Annotated in this window: 16 protein-coding genes and 1 pseudogene; 7 read left to right on the forward strand and 10 right to left on the reverse strand. The window is 39.6% G+C overall.

Translation table 11 applies throughout. From position 1 onward, the window contains the following. The first annotated feature begins 35 nt into the window (after positions 1–35). The 6 genes and pseudogenes from MOO45_RS00105 to MOO45_RS00130 all read left to right on the forward strand — a co-directional run bounded on the left by MOO45_RS00105 (position 36) and on the right by MOO45_RS00130 (position 4,028). On the forward strand, positions 36–1,004 hold the full coding sequence (locus MOO45_RS00105) for a polyprenyl synthetase family protein (RefSeq protein ID WP_249514410.1): 969 nt from the start codon (positions 36–38) through the stop codon (positions 1,002–1,004). A 28-nt stretch (positions 1,005–1,032) separates the two neighbouring features. Next, entirely contained in the window at positions 1,033–1,449 is a 417-nt protein-coding gene (locus tag MOO45_RS00110) for a MarR family winged helix-turn-helix transcriptional regulator (RefSeq protein WP_249514411.1), read from the forward strand. A 20-nt stretch (positions 1,450–1,469) separates the two neighbouring features. After that, positions 1,470–2,060 (forward strand): histidine phosphatase family protein, encoded by a 591-nt coding sequence (locus MOO45_RS00115; protein ID WP_249514412.1) that lies wholly within the window; start codon positions 1,470–1,472, stop codon positions 2,058–2,060. A gap of 95 nt (positions 2,061–2,155) precedes the next feature. Next, complete coding sequence (locus MOO45_RS00120) at positions 2,156–2,608, forward strand: MarR family winged helix-turn-helix transcriptional regulator (RefSeq protein ID WP_249514413.1); 453 nt, start codon at positions 2,156–2,158, stop codon at positions 2,606–2,608. A 100-nt stretch (positions 2,609–2,708) separates the two neighbouring features. After that, a pseudogene (locus MOO45_RS00125) lies at positions 2,709–3,620 on the forward strand (MFS transporter). Between the two features lie 213 nt (positions 3,621–3,833). Next, positions 3,834–4,028, forward strand: a complete 195-nt coding sequence (locus tag MOO45_RS00130; RefSeq protein WP_249514414.1) for a hypothetical protein — start codon at positions 3,834–3,836, stop codon at positions 4,026–4,028. A gap of 46 nt (positions 4,029–4,074) precedes the next feature. On the opposite strand, the gene MOO45_RS00135 is transcribed toward MOO45_RS00130, so the two are convergent. The 6 genes from MOO45_RS00135 to MOO45_RS00160 form a co-directional block, all read right to left on the reverse strand. After that, positions 4,075–4,521, reverse strand: coding sequence for an ASCH domain-containing protein (locus MOO45_RS00135; protein WP_249514415.1), 447 nt, complete (start codon positions 4,519–4,521; stop codon positions 4,075–4,077). Positions 4,522–4,538: 17 nt separating this feature from the next. After that, on the reverse strand, positions 4,539–6,266 hold the full coding sequence (gene cydC / locus MOO45_RS00140; RefSeq protein ID WP_249514416.1) for a thiol reductant ABC exporter subunit CydC: 1,728 nt from the start codon (positions 6,264–6,266) through the stop codon (positions 4,539–4,541). Then, positions 6,253–7,989 (reverse strand): thiol reductant ABC exporter subunit CydD, encoded by a 1,737-nt coding sequence (cydD, locus tag MOO45_RS00145; protein WP_249514417.1) that lies wholly within the window; start codon positions 7,987–7,989, stop codon positions 6,253–6,255. The genes cydC and cydD overlap by 14 nt, the downstream gene beginning before the upstream one ends. Before the next feature lie 4 nt (positions 7,990–7,993). Next, positions 7,994–9,004, reverse strand: a complete 1,011-nt coding sequence (gene cydB / locus MOO45_RS00150) for a cytochrome d ubiquinol oxidase subunit II (RefSeq protein ID WP_249514418.1) — start codon at positions 9,002–9,004, stop codon at positions 7,994–7,996. Then, a complete protein-coding gene (locus MOO45_RS00155; protein WP_249514419.1) occupies positions 9,004–10,467 on the reverse strand; it encodes a cytochrome ubiquinol oxidase subunit I in 1,464 nt (487 codons plus the stop codon). Before MOO45_RS00155 ends, cydB begins: the two co-directional genes overlap by 1 nt. 290 nt (positions 10,468–10,757) lie before the next feature. Further along, positions 10,758–11,591: a DUF308 domain-containing protein gene (locus MOO45_RS00160; RefSeq protein ID WP_249515203.1), complete on the reverse strand. Its 834-nt coding sequence runs from the start codon at positions 11,589–11,591 to the stop codon at positions 10,758–10,760. Between the two features lie 173 nt (positions 11,592–11,764). On the opposite strand from MOO45_RS00160, the gene MOO45_RS00165 reads away from it, so the two are divergent. Then, positions 11,765–12,526, forward strand: coding sequence for a pyrroline-5-carboxylate reductase family protein (locus tag MOO45_RS00165; protein WP_249514420.1), 762 nt, complete (start codon positions 11,765–11,767; stop codon positions 12,524–12,526). 55 nt (positions 12,527–12,581) lie between these two features. On the opposite strand, the gene MOO45_RS00170 is transcribed toward MOO45_RS00165, so the two are convergent. The 4 genes from MOO45_RS00170 to MOO45_RS00185 form a co-directional block, all read right to left on the reverse strand. Next, on the reverse strand, positions 12,582–14,930 hold the full coding sequence (locus tag MOO45_RS00170; protein WP_249514421.1) for an ABC transporter ATP-binding protein/permease: 2,349 nt from the start codon (positions 14,928–14,930) through the stop codon (positions 12,582–12,584). Positions 14,931–15,002: 72 nt separating this feature from the next. Further along, positions 15,003–15,866 (reverse strand): NAD(P)-dependent oxidoreductase, encoded by an 864-nt coding sequence (locus MOO45_RS00175; protein ID WP_249514422.1) that lies wholly within the window; start codon positions 15,864–15,866, stop codon positions 15,003–15,005. Positions 15,867–15,883: 17 nt separating this feature from the next. Beyond that, positions 15,884–17,065: an MFS transporter gene (locus tag MOO45_RS00180; RefSeq protein ID WP_249514423.1), complete on the reverse strand. Its 1,182-nt coding sequence runs from the start codon at positions 17,063–17,065 to the stop codon at positions 15,884–15,886. A gap of 69 nt (positions 17,066–17,134) precedes the next feature. Further along, positions 17,135–17,833: a Bax inhibitor-1/YccA family protein gene (locus MOO45_RS00185; RefSeq protein ID WP_249514424.1), complete on the reverse strand. Its 699-nt coding sequence runs from the start codon at positions 17,831–17,833 to the stop codon at positions 17,135–17,137.

The following is a 17,833-nucleotide window of genomic DNA, read 5'->3' on the forward strand; positions in this document are numbered from 1 at the left end:
TATTAAGATTATAATACAAGAAAAGGTGCCTGTAGATGATTAATTCAATGTGGTCGGAAGTTCCCGAATTACGCCAGCAATTACAAGATGTTCAAGATTTGATATTGGAACAATTAACGTTCCTTGATTCAATGATTGCCAATCCGATTAAACAACAGGTGTTAAGTGGCGGCAAGATGATTCGGCCTGCTTTTTTGTTGATTTTTAGTGATTTTGGTCAGGCCGATTATCAAACGCGTATCAAAGCGGCTGCTGCCATGGAAGTTTTGCATTTAGCGACTTTGATTCATGATGATGTAATTGATGATTCAAAGTTACGGCGGAATGTTGAAACGATTCAAGCGCATTTAGGTGATCGCAATGCGATTTATGCCGGTGATTATTTGATGACCGTTTACTTTTCATTAGTGAGTGAAGTTGCGAATAGTCGTGATGATTTATTATTGAATGCGTCGGGGATGAAAAAGATTTTACGTGGTGAATTGGATCAATTGAAGATGAACTATAATCCAGAAGCCACTACTAAAATGTATTTACGCGAAATTGCTGGTAAAACGGCGCAGTTAATTGAATTGAGTGCGCAGTTTGGGGCCGTTTTAGCGCATAGTACGCCTCATTTAATTCATCACGCGCGCTTTATTGGTCATAATATTGGGATGTCGTTTCAAATTGAAGATGATATTTTAGATTATCGCGGTGACGAGCAGACAGGAAAACCGCAACTAGAAGATTTGAAAAACGGGGTTTATACGATTCCCCTGATTTTGGCGATGCAACTTGATCCTGAATTGTGGCAATTTTTGCAAGGTAAAAAAAATTTGTCAGATGATGAAGTGGCGCATGTTGCTCAACAAGTGCAGGATTGTGGCGGTTTGGCCGCTGCGCAAGCTTTGGCCAAAAAATACTCGCAAAAGGCCCTAGTTCTCATTGAAGATTTACCGGCCAATCATTATAAGAAATATATGAGTTGGTTAACGCGTAAATTGTTGAAGCGCCATCAATAAACTGGAGATTAGAAAGGATTTAGCGATCGTGGATTATTGTTACCTGAGTAAATATGTGGCAGGCATTTATCGGCGCTCTAAAAACGAAGTCAATCAGCGCTTAGGTTGTCTAGATTTACGGGCAACGGAGAGCGATTTGTTGTTGTTTATTGATGAGCATCCGCAAGCCAAGCAGCAAGAGATTGCCCAGGAAATGATGTTGGATCCGAGTTTATTGGCCCGTGATTTGAAAGCATTAGCGCAAAAAAAGTATATTCGACGTCAATGCGATGGTGATGATCGGCGCGTCAAGCGGATTAATTTAACCAAATTGGGGCAAAAGCAAGTTTGTCAATTACGTCAAATGATGAATGAGTGGTGGGTACAATTTTTTGCGGAAAATGATTTGGATATTGAACAATTTGGGGCAATTTTACAGCAAGTTTATACTAAGATGTTGAAATAAATAGGGGAGTGAAATGAATAATGCAAGAGCTTTATTTAATGCGACATGGACAAACGATGTTTAATCAATTACATCGGATTCAAGGAGCGAGTGATTCGCCATTAACGGCTCAGGGGATTGCTGACGCCAAAGAGGTAGGAGTGTATTTTCAACAACACGGGATTACTTTTGATCATGCGTATTCATCAACGCAAGAACGAGCTAGTGATACGCTAGAATGTGTGACATCTCAACCGTATCAACGTCTAAAGGGACTGAAAGAATGGAATTTTGGCGTGTTTGAGGGTCAAAGTGAGCAATTGAATCCGCAAATGGATCCCAAACGCCATACTTATGGTGATTTTTATCTGCAATTTGGTGGGGAATCAGATGTGCAGGTGCAAGACCGCATGGTTCAGACGCTAACGCAAATAATGGAGCAGCCGGATCATCAACGCGTTTTGGCTGTTAGTCATGGTGGAGCTTGCATGAATTTTGTCCGTAGCATTTTGACGCCCGCTGAAGCTAAGCAAAAAGTGCCCCATCTCAAGAATTGCTGCGTGTTAAAATTTGGTTATGAACAGCATGCGTTCCAATTTTTGGAAATGATTAATGTCAAAGATGAAAATTAATTGAATTCAAAGTCATGTTCAAATTTTGAGCATGACTTTTTTAGATTGTGTTTTAAAGAAAAATGTAGTAAGCTACATATTTGTGAGGTGCTGAAATGGCTGATGATGTGTTACAAACGCTGGGTCCACAAATCAAAATTGCGAATACGCTAATTGAAAAGGAATTGAATAAGCGGATGGCAGCCCTGATTCAGGATTATCGATTGACTGGTCCGCAGATTACGTTGATGGTGTATCTTTATGAAACTAAAGATCATACGGTCACGCAAAAAGAAGTGGCGGATAAGTTTGTTTTAAGTCATCCCACGATTCGCGGAATTGTGCGGCGTCTAGCGGCTGCACATTTGATTCGAGTAGCACCACTGGCAAGTGACCGACGTCAAATGACGTTAAGTTTAGCACCGGCGGGTTTGACTTTGTTAAAGCAGCATTTGCCAGCGATCTATCAAGTGATGGATGAAATTGATCAAAAAATTGTGGGATCTTTGTCGCAGCAGCAACAGCAGCAATTAAGTCAGGCGTTGTCACAAGTGATTCAGAATTTTTAGGGATTGATTTTTTTGACAAAGTGTAGCTTGATACAAAAATGGAGGGGATCTTTTGCAATCAGAATTGAAGGTGGTTAGTAATCGTCAGCGTAATTTGATGATGGGCGTGTTATTATTTGGGTCATTTGTGGCCTTACTGGCAGAAACATTCTTAAATAATGCCTTGCCGACCATCATGACGGCGTTTCAAGTGAGCCAAGCAACAGCGCAATGGTTAACGACTTCTTATTTATTAGTGGTCGGTTTAATGATTCCAATGTCCGCGTGGATTTTTGAATCGTTTAGTTTAAAACAAAATTATTTAACAATGATGGGATTATTTTTCATTGGTTCCGTTGTTTGCGTGTTTGCGCCGAATTTTGGTGTTTTGTTGACGGGGCGCATTATCGAAGCGATGGCTGCCGGAGGCTTAATGCCCTTTATCTAAAACGTGATTTTGATGTTATTTCCACCTGAAAAAAGGGGTATGGTAATGGGAATCACCGGGTTGGTGATTGGTTTTGGGCCCGTAGTCGGGCCGACGATTTCTGGTTTGATTCTCAAATATGCAGATTGGCAAATGTTATTTGTCATTTTGAGTATAACGAGTGCACTAGTGTTTGTGTTAGGCTTGTTGACGATTAAAAATTTAACTGATCCTCAGCTGCAGCGTACGGATGTGTTGTCCTTTGGAGAAGCAATGGTCGGTTTTGGTTTTTTGCTGTATAGTTTGTCAGAAATTGGCAATACGGGCCGAATTACTGGGCTGTTGGCGATTGTGTTTGTGTTGGGCTTAGTCATTATTTATTTATTCTGTCGGCGGCAGTTAAAATTAGATGAACCATTATTAAATGTCCGTGTCTTTTTGAATCGGCAATTTGATTTATGTACGTTATTAAGTACGATTAGTAATATTACAATGGTCGGCATTGAACTGGTTTTACCATTATATTTACAAACAGTCCGCTCTGAAAGTGCATTGATTTCGGGTTTTAGTGATGATGCCCGGCGCATTAGTAATGATTATTTGTAATCCGATTTCAGGAACTTTATATGACAAATTAGGTATTCGCAAATTGTCCTTTTTCGGTTTTGGCATGTTGTGGTTTAATGCACAAACTAGCTTAGTCTTGATTGGCGGCTGTTATGCTTTGCGAATGGTCGGGATTTCCTTTACGATGATGACGACATTTACCGCAGGGATTAATACAGTTCCAAACAAATTGCTAATGCGGCCTCGTCTACAGTGCGCCAAATTTGTGGTTCCTTTGGGACCGCAATTGCCATGCTGGTGGTCTCGCTCGTTTCTAATATTCAAGCTGTTGCTGGAAAAAATGTGGCTTTAGCTAGCGGTTATCATTGGAGTTTTATTTTAATGCTCGTTTTTGCCATTTTAGGTTTGGTTGCATCGTTTGATTTGCACGAAAGAAAACAAGGTTAAAAGGTCAATAAAAAAGACCGCTAACGCGGTCTTTTTTTGATCCTGACTATTTAACAACTTCAAAAACTTCACAAACACAAGGAATCTGCAAATTAAAAGTTGAAGTTAGTTTTTGATATTCTGTTTCAAAAAAATCAACATGCACACGCCGCCAATAATCATAAGTCCGATCACCTTCGCCTTCGTGATAGGCATGTTCGGCGCTTACTTGATCAAACGGAATGATTTCCACCACTTTGGTTTGCGTCACACAAACGGGCTGGTTTTGTCCGTCTAAAATAATATTGTATTCGCCGACCTTGGGTAACGGTTCGTTCGATTCATAAGTTTCTAACGCTGACGTTGTGGCGGTTTTTTGTCCACTGAGGACTAACTGGGCTAGCTCGTCGGCCATTTGGGGATTGGCACCAAAACTCCAAGCTTCATATTTGTTGGTTGATACTTGATGTTGCTGCTGAAAATTTTGCCAAAAAGTTTGAATTTTAGTATCCATAGAGGGCTCCTTTCGAGCTAAAAATCACCTTGATCCATACGATATAACTCTTGAAAATGTTGATTTTCCCGCATTAATTTTTGCGGTTGGCCTTGCATTTCAATTTGACCATTTGCTAAAAAGATGACTTGATCAACATGATTAATCCCTTGTAAATGGTGAGTGACCCAAAAAATTGTTTTGTCATGTAAAACGTCAAAAATCGTGTCTAATAATTTATTTTCGGTGATGGGATCTAAGCCCACAGTTGGTTCATCTAGTAACACAATCGGCGCATCTTGCAACAAAATTCGCGCTAAGGTAATGCGTTGTTGTTCGCCACCTGAAAAACGGGCGCCAGCTTCTTGAACCGATGTTTCGTAACCATTCGGTAATTGTTCAATTAATGGGGTTAAATGGACCGCATCCAAAGCAGCTTTTACCTGTGCATCAGTTTTGTGTTCATTACCCAAGCGCACATTATTCATAATGGTTGTGTTGAATAAGAAGGGTTGCTGATTCAAAAACGAAAACAATTGTTGTTGTTCCGTTTTCAAAGCACGCACAGGAATTTGATTGAGTGTCACTTGCCCTTGTTGTGGTGCTAAATCGCCGTTAATTAATTGTAACAGCGTCGTTTTACCAGTCCCGCTGGGCCCAATGAGGGCAACTTTTTGTCCCCTTTGAATAGTTTGGTTAAAGTCAGTCAGTAAAATCGGTGAATCGGCGTCATATTCAAACTGTAAATGGTTTAATTGCAACGTTTGAAAGTCTTGCAGCGCTAAATGCTGTTGGGTGGGCAATTGTTCGATAGTTGGCTCTAAATTATTCAGACGTTTAACAGAATCCTGATAAGTCGGATATTCTTCAAAGCCCTGACTAATGGGAATAATCGTTTCGCCCACAGGTGCAATTGCTAGGACAAAAGCAGCCACATAATTAGCTTGTTCTTGTGTGCCAGTGAAGTAAAGGTTGGTAAAAATTAGCAACACTAAAAACATTAGACCTAAAACAACTTGCAAAGAAAAATCACGCCGCCAACGAAAATGCTTACTTTTTAATTTAGATTGATTAAGCGCCTTGACTGTGTTGGTGGTAGCACTTTGAAAATCGGTTTGCCGTCCGGCTAAAATCCAATCATGAACTCCTAAAATATTGTCGGTGAGTTGTGTGTATAATTGATCTTTCAACACTTTTTGCTTGCTTCGGCGGGCGGCTTCGACGGCGGTGGAAACTAGTGGGGCAACAAGCACTTCAATAAGCAATAGTATGCCAATTAAGATACCAAAACGTAAGTCAAAATAACCGATTCCAACTGTAATAATGAGTGCCAACAACAGTCCGACCACCGTAGGAAAAATAGTTCGCAAATAAAGATTTTGGAGATGGTCAATATCTTCCGCCAGCAAACCTAATAAATTACCACTTTGATATTTTTCTTTAAAAAAAGCAGCGTCTTGTTCGACCGTTTGGTATAAACGCGTGCGTAAATTAGAAGTCACTTTTAACACCCAATTATGGCTTAATAAGCGTTCTAAATATTTGAAAACAGGCCGACCGATCCCAAAAGCACGAGTGATCACAATTGCAGGATAAATCAACAAAATATTAAAGGGATGTGTAGCGGATTTGTCGATGGTATAACCAGATGTAAACATCAAGGCACCACCGCAAAAAGTCGTTAACACGCCTAATAATAAAGCTGTGATGAGCAAACCCTTGTATTGCTTGAGATAAGGTTTGACCCATGTATCATGCTTCCACATTTTGTTCACCTCGCATATGGAATGTTAAATCGTAAAACGGTCCGCTGGTTTCTTGCTGTAATTGTTTTAAGGAACCTTGTTCTACGATTTTGCCTCGATCTAAAACCACGACATAATCCATTTGATTCAACCAATGTAAGCGGTGGGTTGCAAAAATAACTAGATGATTCTCAAAAAGTGGCAGCATTGTCTGTTTGAGATTATATTCTGTTTCGATATCCAAATGGGCAGTTGGTTCATCTAGCAGTAACACCCGCCGCTCTTGAGCTAAAAAGGCGCGCGCTAACATAATTCGTTGCGCCTGTCCGCCAGAAATGCCGCGTCCACCTTCGCCAACTTTAGTTTCTAAACCAGTAGGCAAATGATTGATGAATTCGGTTAGGCCGGCTTGTTGAACTGCCATTTTGACTTGATCATCCGTTGCATTGGGTTGGTAAAAGCGAATATTGTTGGCAATGGTTTTACTAAATAAATATGGTTTCTGCGGTAAATAAGCAATTTGTTTTTGCCAATTAGTTTGGGCTAAATGCGGTAATTGATGGTTATTAAGTTGGATTTTCCCTGACTTTGGAACTAAAAAACCACTTAAAAGATCTAGGAGTGTCGTCTTGCCAGCTCCCGATTGCCCAATAATCGCGATTTTTTGATAACCGCTAATTTTCAGATTCAAATCCTGCAGATTTGCTTGGTCGGATTCGTATTGAAAAGCTAATTGCTTAAGCTGTAAGCGACTGTCTTGTTGCCATGTAAAAGGCGCTAAGCGCTGTTGGTTTTTGACGGTTGGTTGATTTAATAAATCCATGGCTGCAGTGAATGCATTTTTGCCATCTAAAGTAGCGTGATAATCGTTGGCGAAGTTACGTAATGGCAAGAAATATTCCGGTGCTAAAATTAAGGTAACGAGCGCTGGTGTCAATGGGATCGTACCTTTAATTAAAGCTAAGCCTAAAAAGACGGCCAACAAGGCGATTGATAACGTGGTGAACCAATCCAATGCAAAAGTCGATAAAATGGCAATTGTTAATGTGCTCATCGTTTTTTTTCGATAATTTTCACTGACAGTTTGCACATTATGAGCATATTCCTTGCTCAGACCCAACATTTTTAAAGTGGTCAAGCCCCGTAATGCGTCCAAAAAGTGATTCGACAAAACGACATATTGTGCGTATTGATCTTCGGATTTGTCTTGTGCGGCATAACCCAGAATAATCATGAAGAGAATAATCACGGGAAAAACGAGAATCAAGATGATACCAGAAGTTCGATTTTGCCAAAAAACAAAAACCAGAATAATCCAAGGAATAATCATCATATTCATAAATTTAGATAAAATTAAATTGAGATAATTATTGACTTGATCCATCCCGTCTAAAGTTTCGGTTACCAGATTTCCTGATCCAGTGTGAGCGACAATTTGCGAACCGGATTGATAGATTTTGTGCAAAACTTGATTACGCAAATCTTCAGTTGTTTGGGTGGCAAAACGATCTAACATGATATCTTTGAGCCAATTGATGAAGTGGCGACTTAAAAAAGCAGCTAAAAAGCCCACCGTGGGCCACAAAATATTGTGTAGCGCTAATTGTTTCCAAGAGATAACCAAAGCCTTCGTGAGAAAGCTCGCTTGCAATAAAATCATAAAAGCTTGCAGAATAGTTAATCCTGCAAGCATTTTAAAAAGTGATTTAATTTTAGGCAATTGAAATAATTGTTTATCAATCATAACGTTATTCAGTCGCTTTCTTTGAAGGGACCCGATGTGCAAAAATATAATAAGACCAAGTCAAATAAATGAGAACAATCGGTAATAAAATACATACGACAATTGTCATCAAACCTAAAGCTGCTGGTGACGAAGAAGCATTTTGAATCAGAATATTGTGAGCGGGATTGGTAGCAATCATGACCCGCGGGAACAAGCCGTTGAAGATTAAAATCACGACAAACGCCAAGGAAAGCCCACTACCCAGTAAGCTAGCAACTTCATGATCCTTGAAAGTGCCCCAAGTGCCTAATAAGGACATCAAAACAATCATAATGACAATGAGGGAGCTAGAAATAGGTTTGTTTGTAAAGAAGTCGGTTTTAAAAATAACTAGTAGAGCAAAAACTACTTCGCCGACAAATAATAACGGATAAAGATAACGATTCAGATTACGTGCACGCTCTCGTAAAATTCCGGTTGTGGTTAAACGCGTGTAATTCAAGCCATGAATTAAGGACATCAACACGCCTGCAATGCCACCAACCACGGATAACCAGTTAATCACATCGAAGAAACCAGCGTGAACATCACCGCTTGCATTAATGGGGACGCCTTGAATCAAACTAAAGAAGATGATGCATAAGGCGAGCGGTGTTAGTAAACTACCTGCTACAAAAACTCTATACCAAAAGTGACGTCCGCGAGCAGTTTCGGCATGTTCCGTAAATTCAAAGGAAACGCCCCGAATAATTAAGCCGACAAGGACTAATAAGAACATAATGTAATAACCGGAGAAAAGACTAGCGTACCACATCGGAAATGAAGCAAACATTGCGCCCCCAGCAGTCACTAACCAAGTTTCATTCACAACCCAGTGGGGACCAATAATTTTGGTCATGGTGGCTTTTTCACCATCACTATGAGCAATTAAACCAGAAGCCATTCCTACGCCAAAATCAAAGCCTTCTAGGAAAAAGAAACCGATAAAAAGGACACAAACTAAAACAAACCAAATAAATTGTAATGCACTCATTAATCAAAAGCCTCCTTTGCGAACGGATCAGCAGTCGGAATATCTTTTTGCGTAGCACTGGGGCCGTCAATAGCATCTAAGCCCTTGTGCAAAGTCTGGCGTGCGTAATAAATTAAGACGCCGCCTAAACTAGCAAATAATAAGAAGAAGACGATATTACTAAAGACTAATTGCCCTACAGTTGTTGATGGTGACACCGCGTCTGCAATCGTGTATAAACCGTAAACAATCCATGGATAACGACCTAATTCGGTAATTAACCAACCGGCGGTATTAGCAATAAATGGACACCACATAGTTAAACCAACAATATATAAGAACCAACGTTGCTTTTCAATAATATTGTTCTTTGGTCGTGTGAAAAATAAACCAACTAGCGCAACTAATGCAAAGAGTGCGCCAAAACCAGCCATCACACGAAAACTCCAGAATAAAGCGGTTGTTGGTACGTAAAAATTCTTAATGTCGCGAATACTTTGGCTCTTGTTATGGGCAAATTTTTGCCGAAGTTCCCTATTAATCGTATTCATACCCTTCACAGAACCTTCCGGTTTGTGATAAGCTAATAGACTCAGCATGTAAGGTACAGAAATTTCATGCGTGGTTTTATGAGCTTTGGTGTCAAAAGTGGCAACAATTTTCCAAGATGCTGGTGAACCCGTATTTTCATATTCACCTTCAGTTGCTGCAAATTTCATAGGCTGATCTTTAATGATTTCTTGAGTTTGAAAATCACCCGCGATCATCACACCAATTGAAGCAACTAAACCAAACCACAAGCCAAAGCGTAATGATTTTTTGAAAAATTGCTTATCTTTTTGTTTGCGAATTAACCCCCAAGCACTCATTCCTGCAATGACAAAAGCACCCAAAACAAAGGCGCCTAAAATCAGATGAGGGAAGACACGCCACAATTGTGGATTCCCCAAAACTTGTCCAAAATTAGTCATTTGCGCATGATGGGTCTTGGCATTAATCGTAAATCCCGTAGGATGCTGCATGAAACTATTAGCGGTCAAAATCCAAATCGCAGATAACATGGTACCAATCGAAACCAACCAGATGAATAAGGCATGGATTCCCGGTTTAAATCGGTCCCAAGTAAACATCCAAACGCCGATAAAAGTCGATTCCATAAAAAACGCTAACAAGGCTTCAATGGCCAAAGGAGCACCAAAGATATCCCCCATAAAGCGGGAATAATTCGACCAGTTCATTCCAAATTGAAATTCTTGGATTAAACCAGTGACAATACCGACTGCAAAACTGAGCAGAAAGATTTTCCCCCAGAATTGCGCCATTTTCTTATAAATATCTTCTTTTTTGATTGCGTAGATTGTTTCCATAATTGCAACTAGAAAACCTAGTCCAATAGAAAACGGCACAAAAAAGAAGTGAAAAATAGTTGTCATCGCAAATTGCAATCTTGCTAACGATAATAATGATAGGCCTAAAGTGACCATCTTGCTTCACACTCCTTAAGTTATGTAACATTATTAACCATAATAATGTCCTATAATCTTGAATAATAGTTTATAAATCATCAAGTATTACTGTAACATAAAATTGGTTAAATTGATGTTTTCGAACTAAAAATCTCGGAAACAAAAAAGAAACAACAACCGAAGTTGTTGTTTCTTGGAGGAGTAAGGATGTGAATACAATTTATATGTTGCAGTTAGCCTACTGGCTATCTACAATACATATCTTAGTAATCAATTATGATTAAAATGTGAAGAAAGCTTGGTAAAAATTAGTTTTTTGATGCTTGGTTGTCACCTTGTGTCTTAAAGCGCCGGCGATTGCCTTGATTTTGAGGCATCGGATTTGGCACTTGTTGTTGGTAATTATTTGGCATTGCTTGATTCGGTTGCTGATAATTACCCTGTGGTTGATTCATTTGATTAGGCATAGGATTATTCACCGGCGGTTGTTGATAATTATTTGGCATTGCCTGATTTGGTTGTTGCATCGGCGTCTGCGGTGGTACCGGTTGACTTTGATTAGGAACTGCTGGTGCTGGATATTGATTGTTAGGCATTTGTTTAGGCGGTTGTTGATAATTGTTGGCATCCATAGGATTAGGCTGCTGATAATTATTGACATTATGATTATTAACGAAGCTGTTGTTGTTTGCGTAAGTAGTCGGTGGATTTTGATAATTATTGTTTTGATTCCCGTTATCATAAGCACTTTGACTATGTGCATTACCATATTGATCAACTTTAGGAGTAAAGAAAAATTTTACAATGATATCGGCAATGATCATGACGGAACCAATGGCAATTCCCACCCAAGACCAAATCATGAGCCCAGGAAAACTTAAGGCATTAAAAATTCCCATAATCCCTCCCAAAACGAGTAAGACGAAACTTACTAATGAAGGAACAATACTATTAGTCGCATTGCAGATGATATAAATGATGCCGGCGACTAAAAAAGCGAGCGCTACTAAAATGCTGGCTGTACTACCTAGGTCGGCATAGCCCATGAGGGCTTGAATAAAGCTATCGAATTTGAATTGAACGACGATCACGATTGCGAGGATAATGGAAATTATCCCTGTGATGAGTCTTGTTATCTTCATAAATAAAAAACCTCCAGAGTTGTAAAACGACAGATAAGTTCGTTACAATGTAATAAATCATCATCCGTAATTTTATATAGCTAATTGCATTTTAACGCAAAAAGCTGGTTGAAAACAATGATTTCTTACAGGTGGTCTTTTATTATACAATATTTGTTGTCAGGAGGTTGCAAATGAAAATTGGTTTAATTGGTGCCGGACGCATCGGCAGTGCTTTAGTTAAGGGGTTATTAAAAGCCCAGATTGAGCCTGATGATATTTTTGTATTACAAAGTCGGCGTCAAACAGCACAAAAATTGGCGCAACAGTATCACTTGAATTTGGTAGCAGATACAGCGCAACTACAATGTGATATTGTCATTATTGCTATTCCGGGGTCGGCGGTTGCTCAAGTGGTGAAAAAGTTGAATCAAACCTATGCAGGCCTAATTGTTTCGTTTGCGGGTGGCGATTTGCAGGTAATGAATCAAAGTTTACAGCATGGCGCACGCTTTATTAAAGCGGTACCGAATACGGCAATTGAAATTGGTCAGGGGATTGTCCCGTTAAGTTTTGCCGCTGATGAAAGCGCAGCAAATAAACAGTTAATTCAAGATTTGTTTCATAAAGTCGGTCAAGTCTACGTGGTGCCGGAAGAACAATTAGGAATTTATGGCACAATTGCGGGCTGTACACCGGCTTATGTGGGTGTCATGCTGGAAGCATTGAGTGACGCGGGCGTGTTGCACGGGATGAATCGTGAAGATAGTCGGGCAATTATTTTACAAATGTTGGCGGGCACCGCTCAGTTGGCACAAGAAGAAAATATGGCTTTGAGTTCAATTAAAGATTATTCCGCAACCCCCGGTGGTTCCACAATTCGTGGCGTGGCGGCTTTAGAAGAATTTGGAGCTCGCAATGCCTTTATTCAGGCCGTTAATGCAAGTGAAAAATAAGTAATATGTAAAAAACACCGTTACTTTTGGGCAACGGTGTTTTTTGTGAATACGATTATTCAGATCTTAAAGCTGTGGCAGCGTCTTTTTTGGAGGCGATGCGTGCCGGAATATGACCACCTAGAACTGTTAAAATGGTGCTGACAATAATTAAAATAATAGCGTGCAGTGGATTTAATTTGGCAACATGACTCAAGCCAGTGAGATTAGCCAAAATTACATTAGCAGGAATCGTCAAGAGCCAAGCGATAATCACTCCTAAAATTCCGGAACCGACACCCAGAATTGTGGTTTCGGCGTCAAAAACGCGGGTAATATCTTTTTTACGAGCGCCTAAAGCCCGTAAAACACCGATTTCTTTAGTTCGCTCAATAACGGATGTGTAAGTGATAATTGCAATCATAATCATTGATGTCACCAATGAAATTGCAGCAAAACCAACCAATACATAGGTTATAGCGTCCATCAAACCACCCGTAATGCTGGTAATGTTGCCAGCTAAGTCGACATAAATAATTTTATTAGCCTTACTTTTGTGCTTGTTGTACTTATCTAAATAATCAGTAATTTTATTTTTTTCTTTAAAATTATTAGGATAAATTTGGATGGAATTAGGCATCTTGGTTGCCCCTAAAGCAGTCAAGGTCAAAGCACCTTCCATGCCCTTGAGCGGTGAGCCCGTGATAACATTATTAGTACTTTGCTTTTGAGTCAAGGCAATCTTCGAATTTTTGTTCTCTTGGATTACTTCTTTGGTCAAACGGTCAGAATAAGCGACACCACTAGATAAGAGGCCATCAGAATTTTTAGATTTGGTACGCAAAATTCCGACAATCTTCAGATTAATCGTCGATGCTGCGCTGCCCATTTGATTATAATTTTTGCTGGGAACAAAGTTACCCGTTGGTAATTGTTGGTAATAATTATTGTTAGCAACGACTTTGATATTTGTGTTCAACAGCTGTTTGGGCGTGATTTTTTGTTGGTCTTTGAAATTGAAACCTAGGTTTTTGAGAGCATCTAAGTTCAAGTTGTTTTGTTTATCAGTGATGAAAACGACTTCGTGATTATTTTTAGGATATGAACCCGCGAGCACATGATAATTTTTCTTCAAAAAAGATTGCTGATTATTGCGGTCAACAGGATAAACACTGCCACCGACACCTAAATTGGAAGTAAACATACTTTGTGCGCTACTGGACTCAGAACTGCTGCTAGTGGTAGTCGCAAAAGAAACAGGTCGATACTGGCTATCAACTTTGCGGATTAAATTCAGACCCGTCGTATAGGTGTAGGCGATATTTTTACTGTCCGACTTTTTGATTTTTTGGACATATTTCAGATACTTAGGCGTAATTTTGTTTAAATGTTGCGCTGCAGTTAATTGATTAGCTTTCGCGGTTAACTTTGTATTGTGTGCAAAATTTTGTTGACTGTTCGTAGCGGTACTGTCCGTTTTTTGCATTTGCTTTTGATCGGCCGTAACTTGTGAAATTGTAATCGGAAATTGTGATAAAGTTTCAGCTTGTGTAGCATCAATTTGCTTTTGAAAACCATTAGACAGCGCTAAAACAATGCCAATACTGATGATTCCAATACTAGAAGCTAAAATGGTTAAGAAAGTGCGTCCTTTTTTAGTTTTAATGTTAGTGAAGGATAATTTTAAAGCCGTCCAAAAACTCATCTTTGTGCGAACGAGTTGAAAATGAGTCTCGTCGTCACGTTCTTGATAAGGGCGGGAGTCATTTTGAATTTTGCCATCAGAAAATTCAATAATGCGGTCAGAATATTGGTGTGCTAAATCCGGATTATGTGTGACCATCACGACTAAACGTTCTTTAGATAGATCTTTAATCAACTGCATAATTTCGTTACTGGTTTGTGTATCCAAAGCCCCCGTTGGTTCATCAGCCAACAAAATTTGCGGATCATTGGCTAAAGCGCGAGCAATAGCCACACGTTGAAGTTGACCGCCGGATAATTGACTGGGCTTTTTGGAAATATGTTCCTTCAAACCGACGCGTTCCAAGGCTTCTTGAGCACGTTGTTTTTTTTCGGAAGTAGAGACACCGCTCAAAGTCATGCCTAAGCTAACATTGTCCAAAATACTCAAATGATTAATGATATTATAATTTTGGAAAATAAAACCGACAGTGTTGTTACGATAAGCATCCCAATCATCATCCGCAAAAGTCTTGGTTGACTTGCCGTCAATGATTAAGTCACCAGAATCATATTTATCTAAGCCACCGATAATATTGAGCATGGTCGTTTTCCCGGAACCTGAAGGTCCAAGAATAGATACAAATTCTTGTGAACGAAAAGCCACCGAAACATCATCCAATGCTTTGGTGGTTGTGTCACCAACAGTAAAATATTTTTTAATATGTTGCAGTTCCAGCATTCATTTTCTCCTATATTAGCGTTAATTATTAGCTATTTTAACGCTTTTAAATACTGAAAACTACATTAAAATTTAATTCCACCATAATTTAATTAAGGCTTGCGTACCCAGATCGCCAGCGTGTTGTTGATTGACTAACTGATCGTATAATTGGGCAGCTTGCTTAGTTGCTGGCAAGTCCAAATTCATTTGTTGAGCAGTTTCCAGAGCAATTTTGAGGTCTTTGAGAAAGTGTTTGCTAAAAAAGCCCGGTGTGTAATCATTTTTCAAAATTCGCGGTCCATAATTAGCTAAACTCCAATTGGCAGCGCTCCCGCCGTTGACCGTCGTTAAGACATTTTGTAAGTCTAAACCGGCTTTTTGGGCATAAACGAACATTTCGGTCATCCCCGTCATCGTGCCTGCAATCATGATTTGGTTAGCCATTTTAGTGTTTTGTCCCGCACCGGCGTCACCAAAGCGTTGAGCTAGACTGCTGAAATCATCAAAAATGGGCTTTAACGTTTGAAAATCCGTTTGACTGCCGCCAATCATCACCGTTAATGTACCGTTTTTGGCGCCAATGTCACCGCCCGAAACTGGTGCGTCTAAAACGTGGGCGCCTAATTTTTGACCATCGATAGCTAATTGTTTTGCTAAAGTGGGTTTGGATGTGGTTAGATCGACCAAATATTTATCATGAGCATCAGCTTGAAAAATACCTTGGGGTCCGTAATAAACTTGTTGAACATCGCTTGGAAATCCCAACATTGTAAAAATCACATCACTGTGTTCCACGACATCTTTGGGATGATCCACCCAAGTGGCGCCTGCCTGCACGAGGGTATCCGTTTTTGACTTTGTTCGGTTGAAGACCCACATTTGATGGCCAGCTTTTAACAGATTGTGTGCAATCGCACTGCCCATTACGCCAGTACCAATAAATCCAATTTTCATAATCGTTGCTCCTTTGCTTAAATTGCTTGATCGGCGCGTTTTTGTAAATTAGTCACCATCAAGCTCACTGCGATTATAACGCTAAATAAGACCATCGCGCGAAAAGTTCCAGTCAAATTGTTGTTATTAAAGAGAGGTGCGGTATATTTGAAGAACCAAGCTGAAAAGGCAAATCCCAGACTAGTTAATGCAGAAAAAGCGCCCATGACGATTGGATAAATTTTGGCGTTAGCAATATTAGACAACAAAAAAGGGACAGTAATTAAAGTGATGGAGCCGCCGGTACCGATGAGAAAGGCACCTAAAGCACTACTCCAAAAAGCATGGAATGCTAAAAAGAGCAGTGAACCCACGGCAATAGAAAGGAAACCGGCTGCTAATAAACAGTTGCCAAAAGTCTTGCGATAAAGACTAATCAATAAACCTGCCACAATGGAGGCTGCTCGGACGAATAATAAAGCTTGGCCGGAAGTGCTGGGACCACCAATATGGTAAGTGTTTAAATAGATTGCCATTTTGTTGGACATGACCGCCACTAAAATTTCCACGAACATGGCAATGGCGACTAGACTCAAAATCAGCAGCCAATGATTCTGACGATCATTGGTTTCTTGACCGGCAGCTTGGTCGATGGGATGTATATTTGGAACGAATAAAATAGCCAAAATGAGGGCGACTAGCGTAATTAAATAAACATAATAGTTATGCACCCAACTAATATTGGCTAAATAGCCCCCCACAACGATCCAAACCATCGCAAAACCATCTTCTAAGGCCACATTCAAGCCAAATTGATTCGATCGGCGTTCGCCTTGGTACGCGGCTGCTGATAAGCTTGGTAAGACGGTGGTGATTGCGCCGCTGCCTAAACCAACAATTAAAGCAAAGAAAATAAGCTGGGTAACGTTTTGATGAATCAATATGGGCAATAAACCACCAATCGCCAGTAAGCATAAGCCAATGGTCGCCGCATGTCGGTAAGTGATTTTGGTTAAAATCAAACCAAAAATAAATGAAGCAACCATTGAAGCTACATCGCCAATTGAAGCAATAGATTCCACTTGGGTTGCGTCTGCATGTGGAAAAGTTTGCTGAATTTTGACAATGGAGGGTGCCATGACGGAATCTAAACGTGTAACGGTCGTGAGCGCAATAATGCCAATTAAAGTGGTAAAGCGCTGATTTTGTTGTTTAACCAAAGTTTTTGCCTCCTAAAATAAAAAATATCCTCTTTGAAATCAAAGAGGATATCAGATCAAGAATAATCATTAGTTATCGTTATTACCAAAAATAGCCAACAGATTCATCAATAAATTAATAAAGTCTAAAATTAAATCAACTGAAGCAACTAATGCTAAAGCTCCTAAATTTTGACCCTGACTGGCTGTATAAATTCGTTTTAAATTTTGCGAATCATAAGCAATGTAACCCATAAAAATAATAATGGTGACAATATTGACAATCAAAGCAATGAGTGGACTTTTCAGCAAGAAGACATCAATCAGAGAAACTGCCAAGATGGCTACTAAACCAATGATTAAAGTCCTGCTCCATCTAGAGAGATCTGTTTTGGTGAGATAACCATATCCTGCCATGACGAAGAAAATAACCGATGTTAAAATTAATGCTTGTGTGATGCTTTTTGCAGAATAAGTGAAAAAGATGGGAACACCTAAAATCGAAAAGACACCGAGAAAGGCCAAGTAACAGACAAAGGTCAATAAATAGGAACTTTGAACAAATGACCGACACAAACTTAATAAAATCATCGCCACAACAATGATTACGATTGATGACATAATTGGATGATTAGTCATCCAGCTTAAAATCGGCATGGAAATCGCCTGATTTTTGGCTAAAGCAAACGCGGCAGCTAACCAAAAAACAATTCCTAAACCAGTATATAGGTAAACCAAAGAAGTGAATTTGCTTAATCCAGCAACTTGAGTTTCTTCATATGCTTGCAT

This window comes from Bombilactobacillus folatiphilus (assembly GCF_023380265.1).
Taxonomy (GTDB): domain Bacteria; phylum Bacillota; class Bacilli; order Lactobacillales; family Lactobacillaceae; genus Bombilactobacillus; species Bombilactobacillus folatiphilus.

Excerpts from the sequence above, each read along its gene's own strand:
- MOO45_RS00165 (WP_249514420.1), top strand. The coding sequence starts at position 11,765 with ATGAAAATTGGTTTAATTGGTGCCGGACGCATCGGCAGTGCTTTAGTT.
- cydD (WP_249514417.1), bottom strand. The coding sequence starts at position 7,989 with ATGATTGATAAACAATTATTTCAATTGCCTAAAATTAAATCACTTTTT.
- MOO45_RS00185 (WP_249514424.1), bottom strand. The coding sequence starts at position 17,833 with ATGCAAGCATATGAAGAAACTCAAGTTGCTGGATTAAGCAAATTCACT.
- MOO45_RS00170 (WP_249514421.1), bottom strand. The coding sequence starts at position 14,930 with ATGCTGGAACTGCAACATATTAAAAAATATTTTACTGTTGGTGACACA.
- MOO45_RS00175 (WP_249514422.1), bottom strand. The coding sequence starts at position 15,866 with ATGAAAATTGGATTTATTGGTACTGGCGTAATGGGCAGTGCGATTGCA.
- MOO45_RS00135 (WP_249514415.1), bottom strand. The coding sequence starts at position 4,521 with ATGGATACTAAAATTCAAACTTTTTGGCAAAATTTTCAGCAGCAACAT.
- MOO45_RS00115 (WP_249514412.1), top strand. The coding sequence starts at position 1,470 with ATGCAAGAGCTTTATTTAATGCGACATGGACAAACGATGTTTAATCAA.
- MOO45_RS00120 (WP_249514413.1), top strand. The coding sequence starts at position 2,156 with ATGGCTGATGATGTGTTACAAACGCTGGGTCCACAAATCAAAATTGCG.
- MOO45_RS00105 (WP_249514410.1), top strand. The coding sequence starts at position 36 with ATGATTAATTCAATGTGGTCGGAAGTTCCCGAATTACGCCAGCAATTA.
- cydB (WP_249514418.1), bottom strand. The coding sequence starts at position 9,004 with ATGAGTGCATTACAATTTATTTGGTTTGTTTTAGTTTGTGTCCTTTTT.
- cydC (WP_249514416.1), bottom strand. The coding sequence starts at position 6,266 with ATGTGGAAGCATGATACATGGGTCAAACCTTATCTCAAGCAATACAAG.
- MOO45_RS00160 (WP_249515203.1), bottom strand. The coding sequence starts at position 11,591 with ATGAAGATAACAAGACTCATCACAGGGATAATTTCCATTATCCTCGCA.
- MOO45_RS00155 (WP_249514419.1), bottom strand. The coding sequence starts at position 10,467 with ATGGTCACTTTAGGCCTATCATTATTATCGTTAGCAAGATTGCAATTT.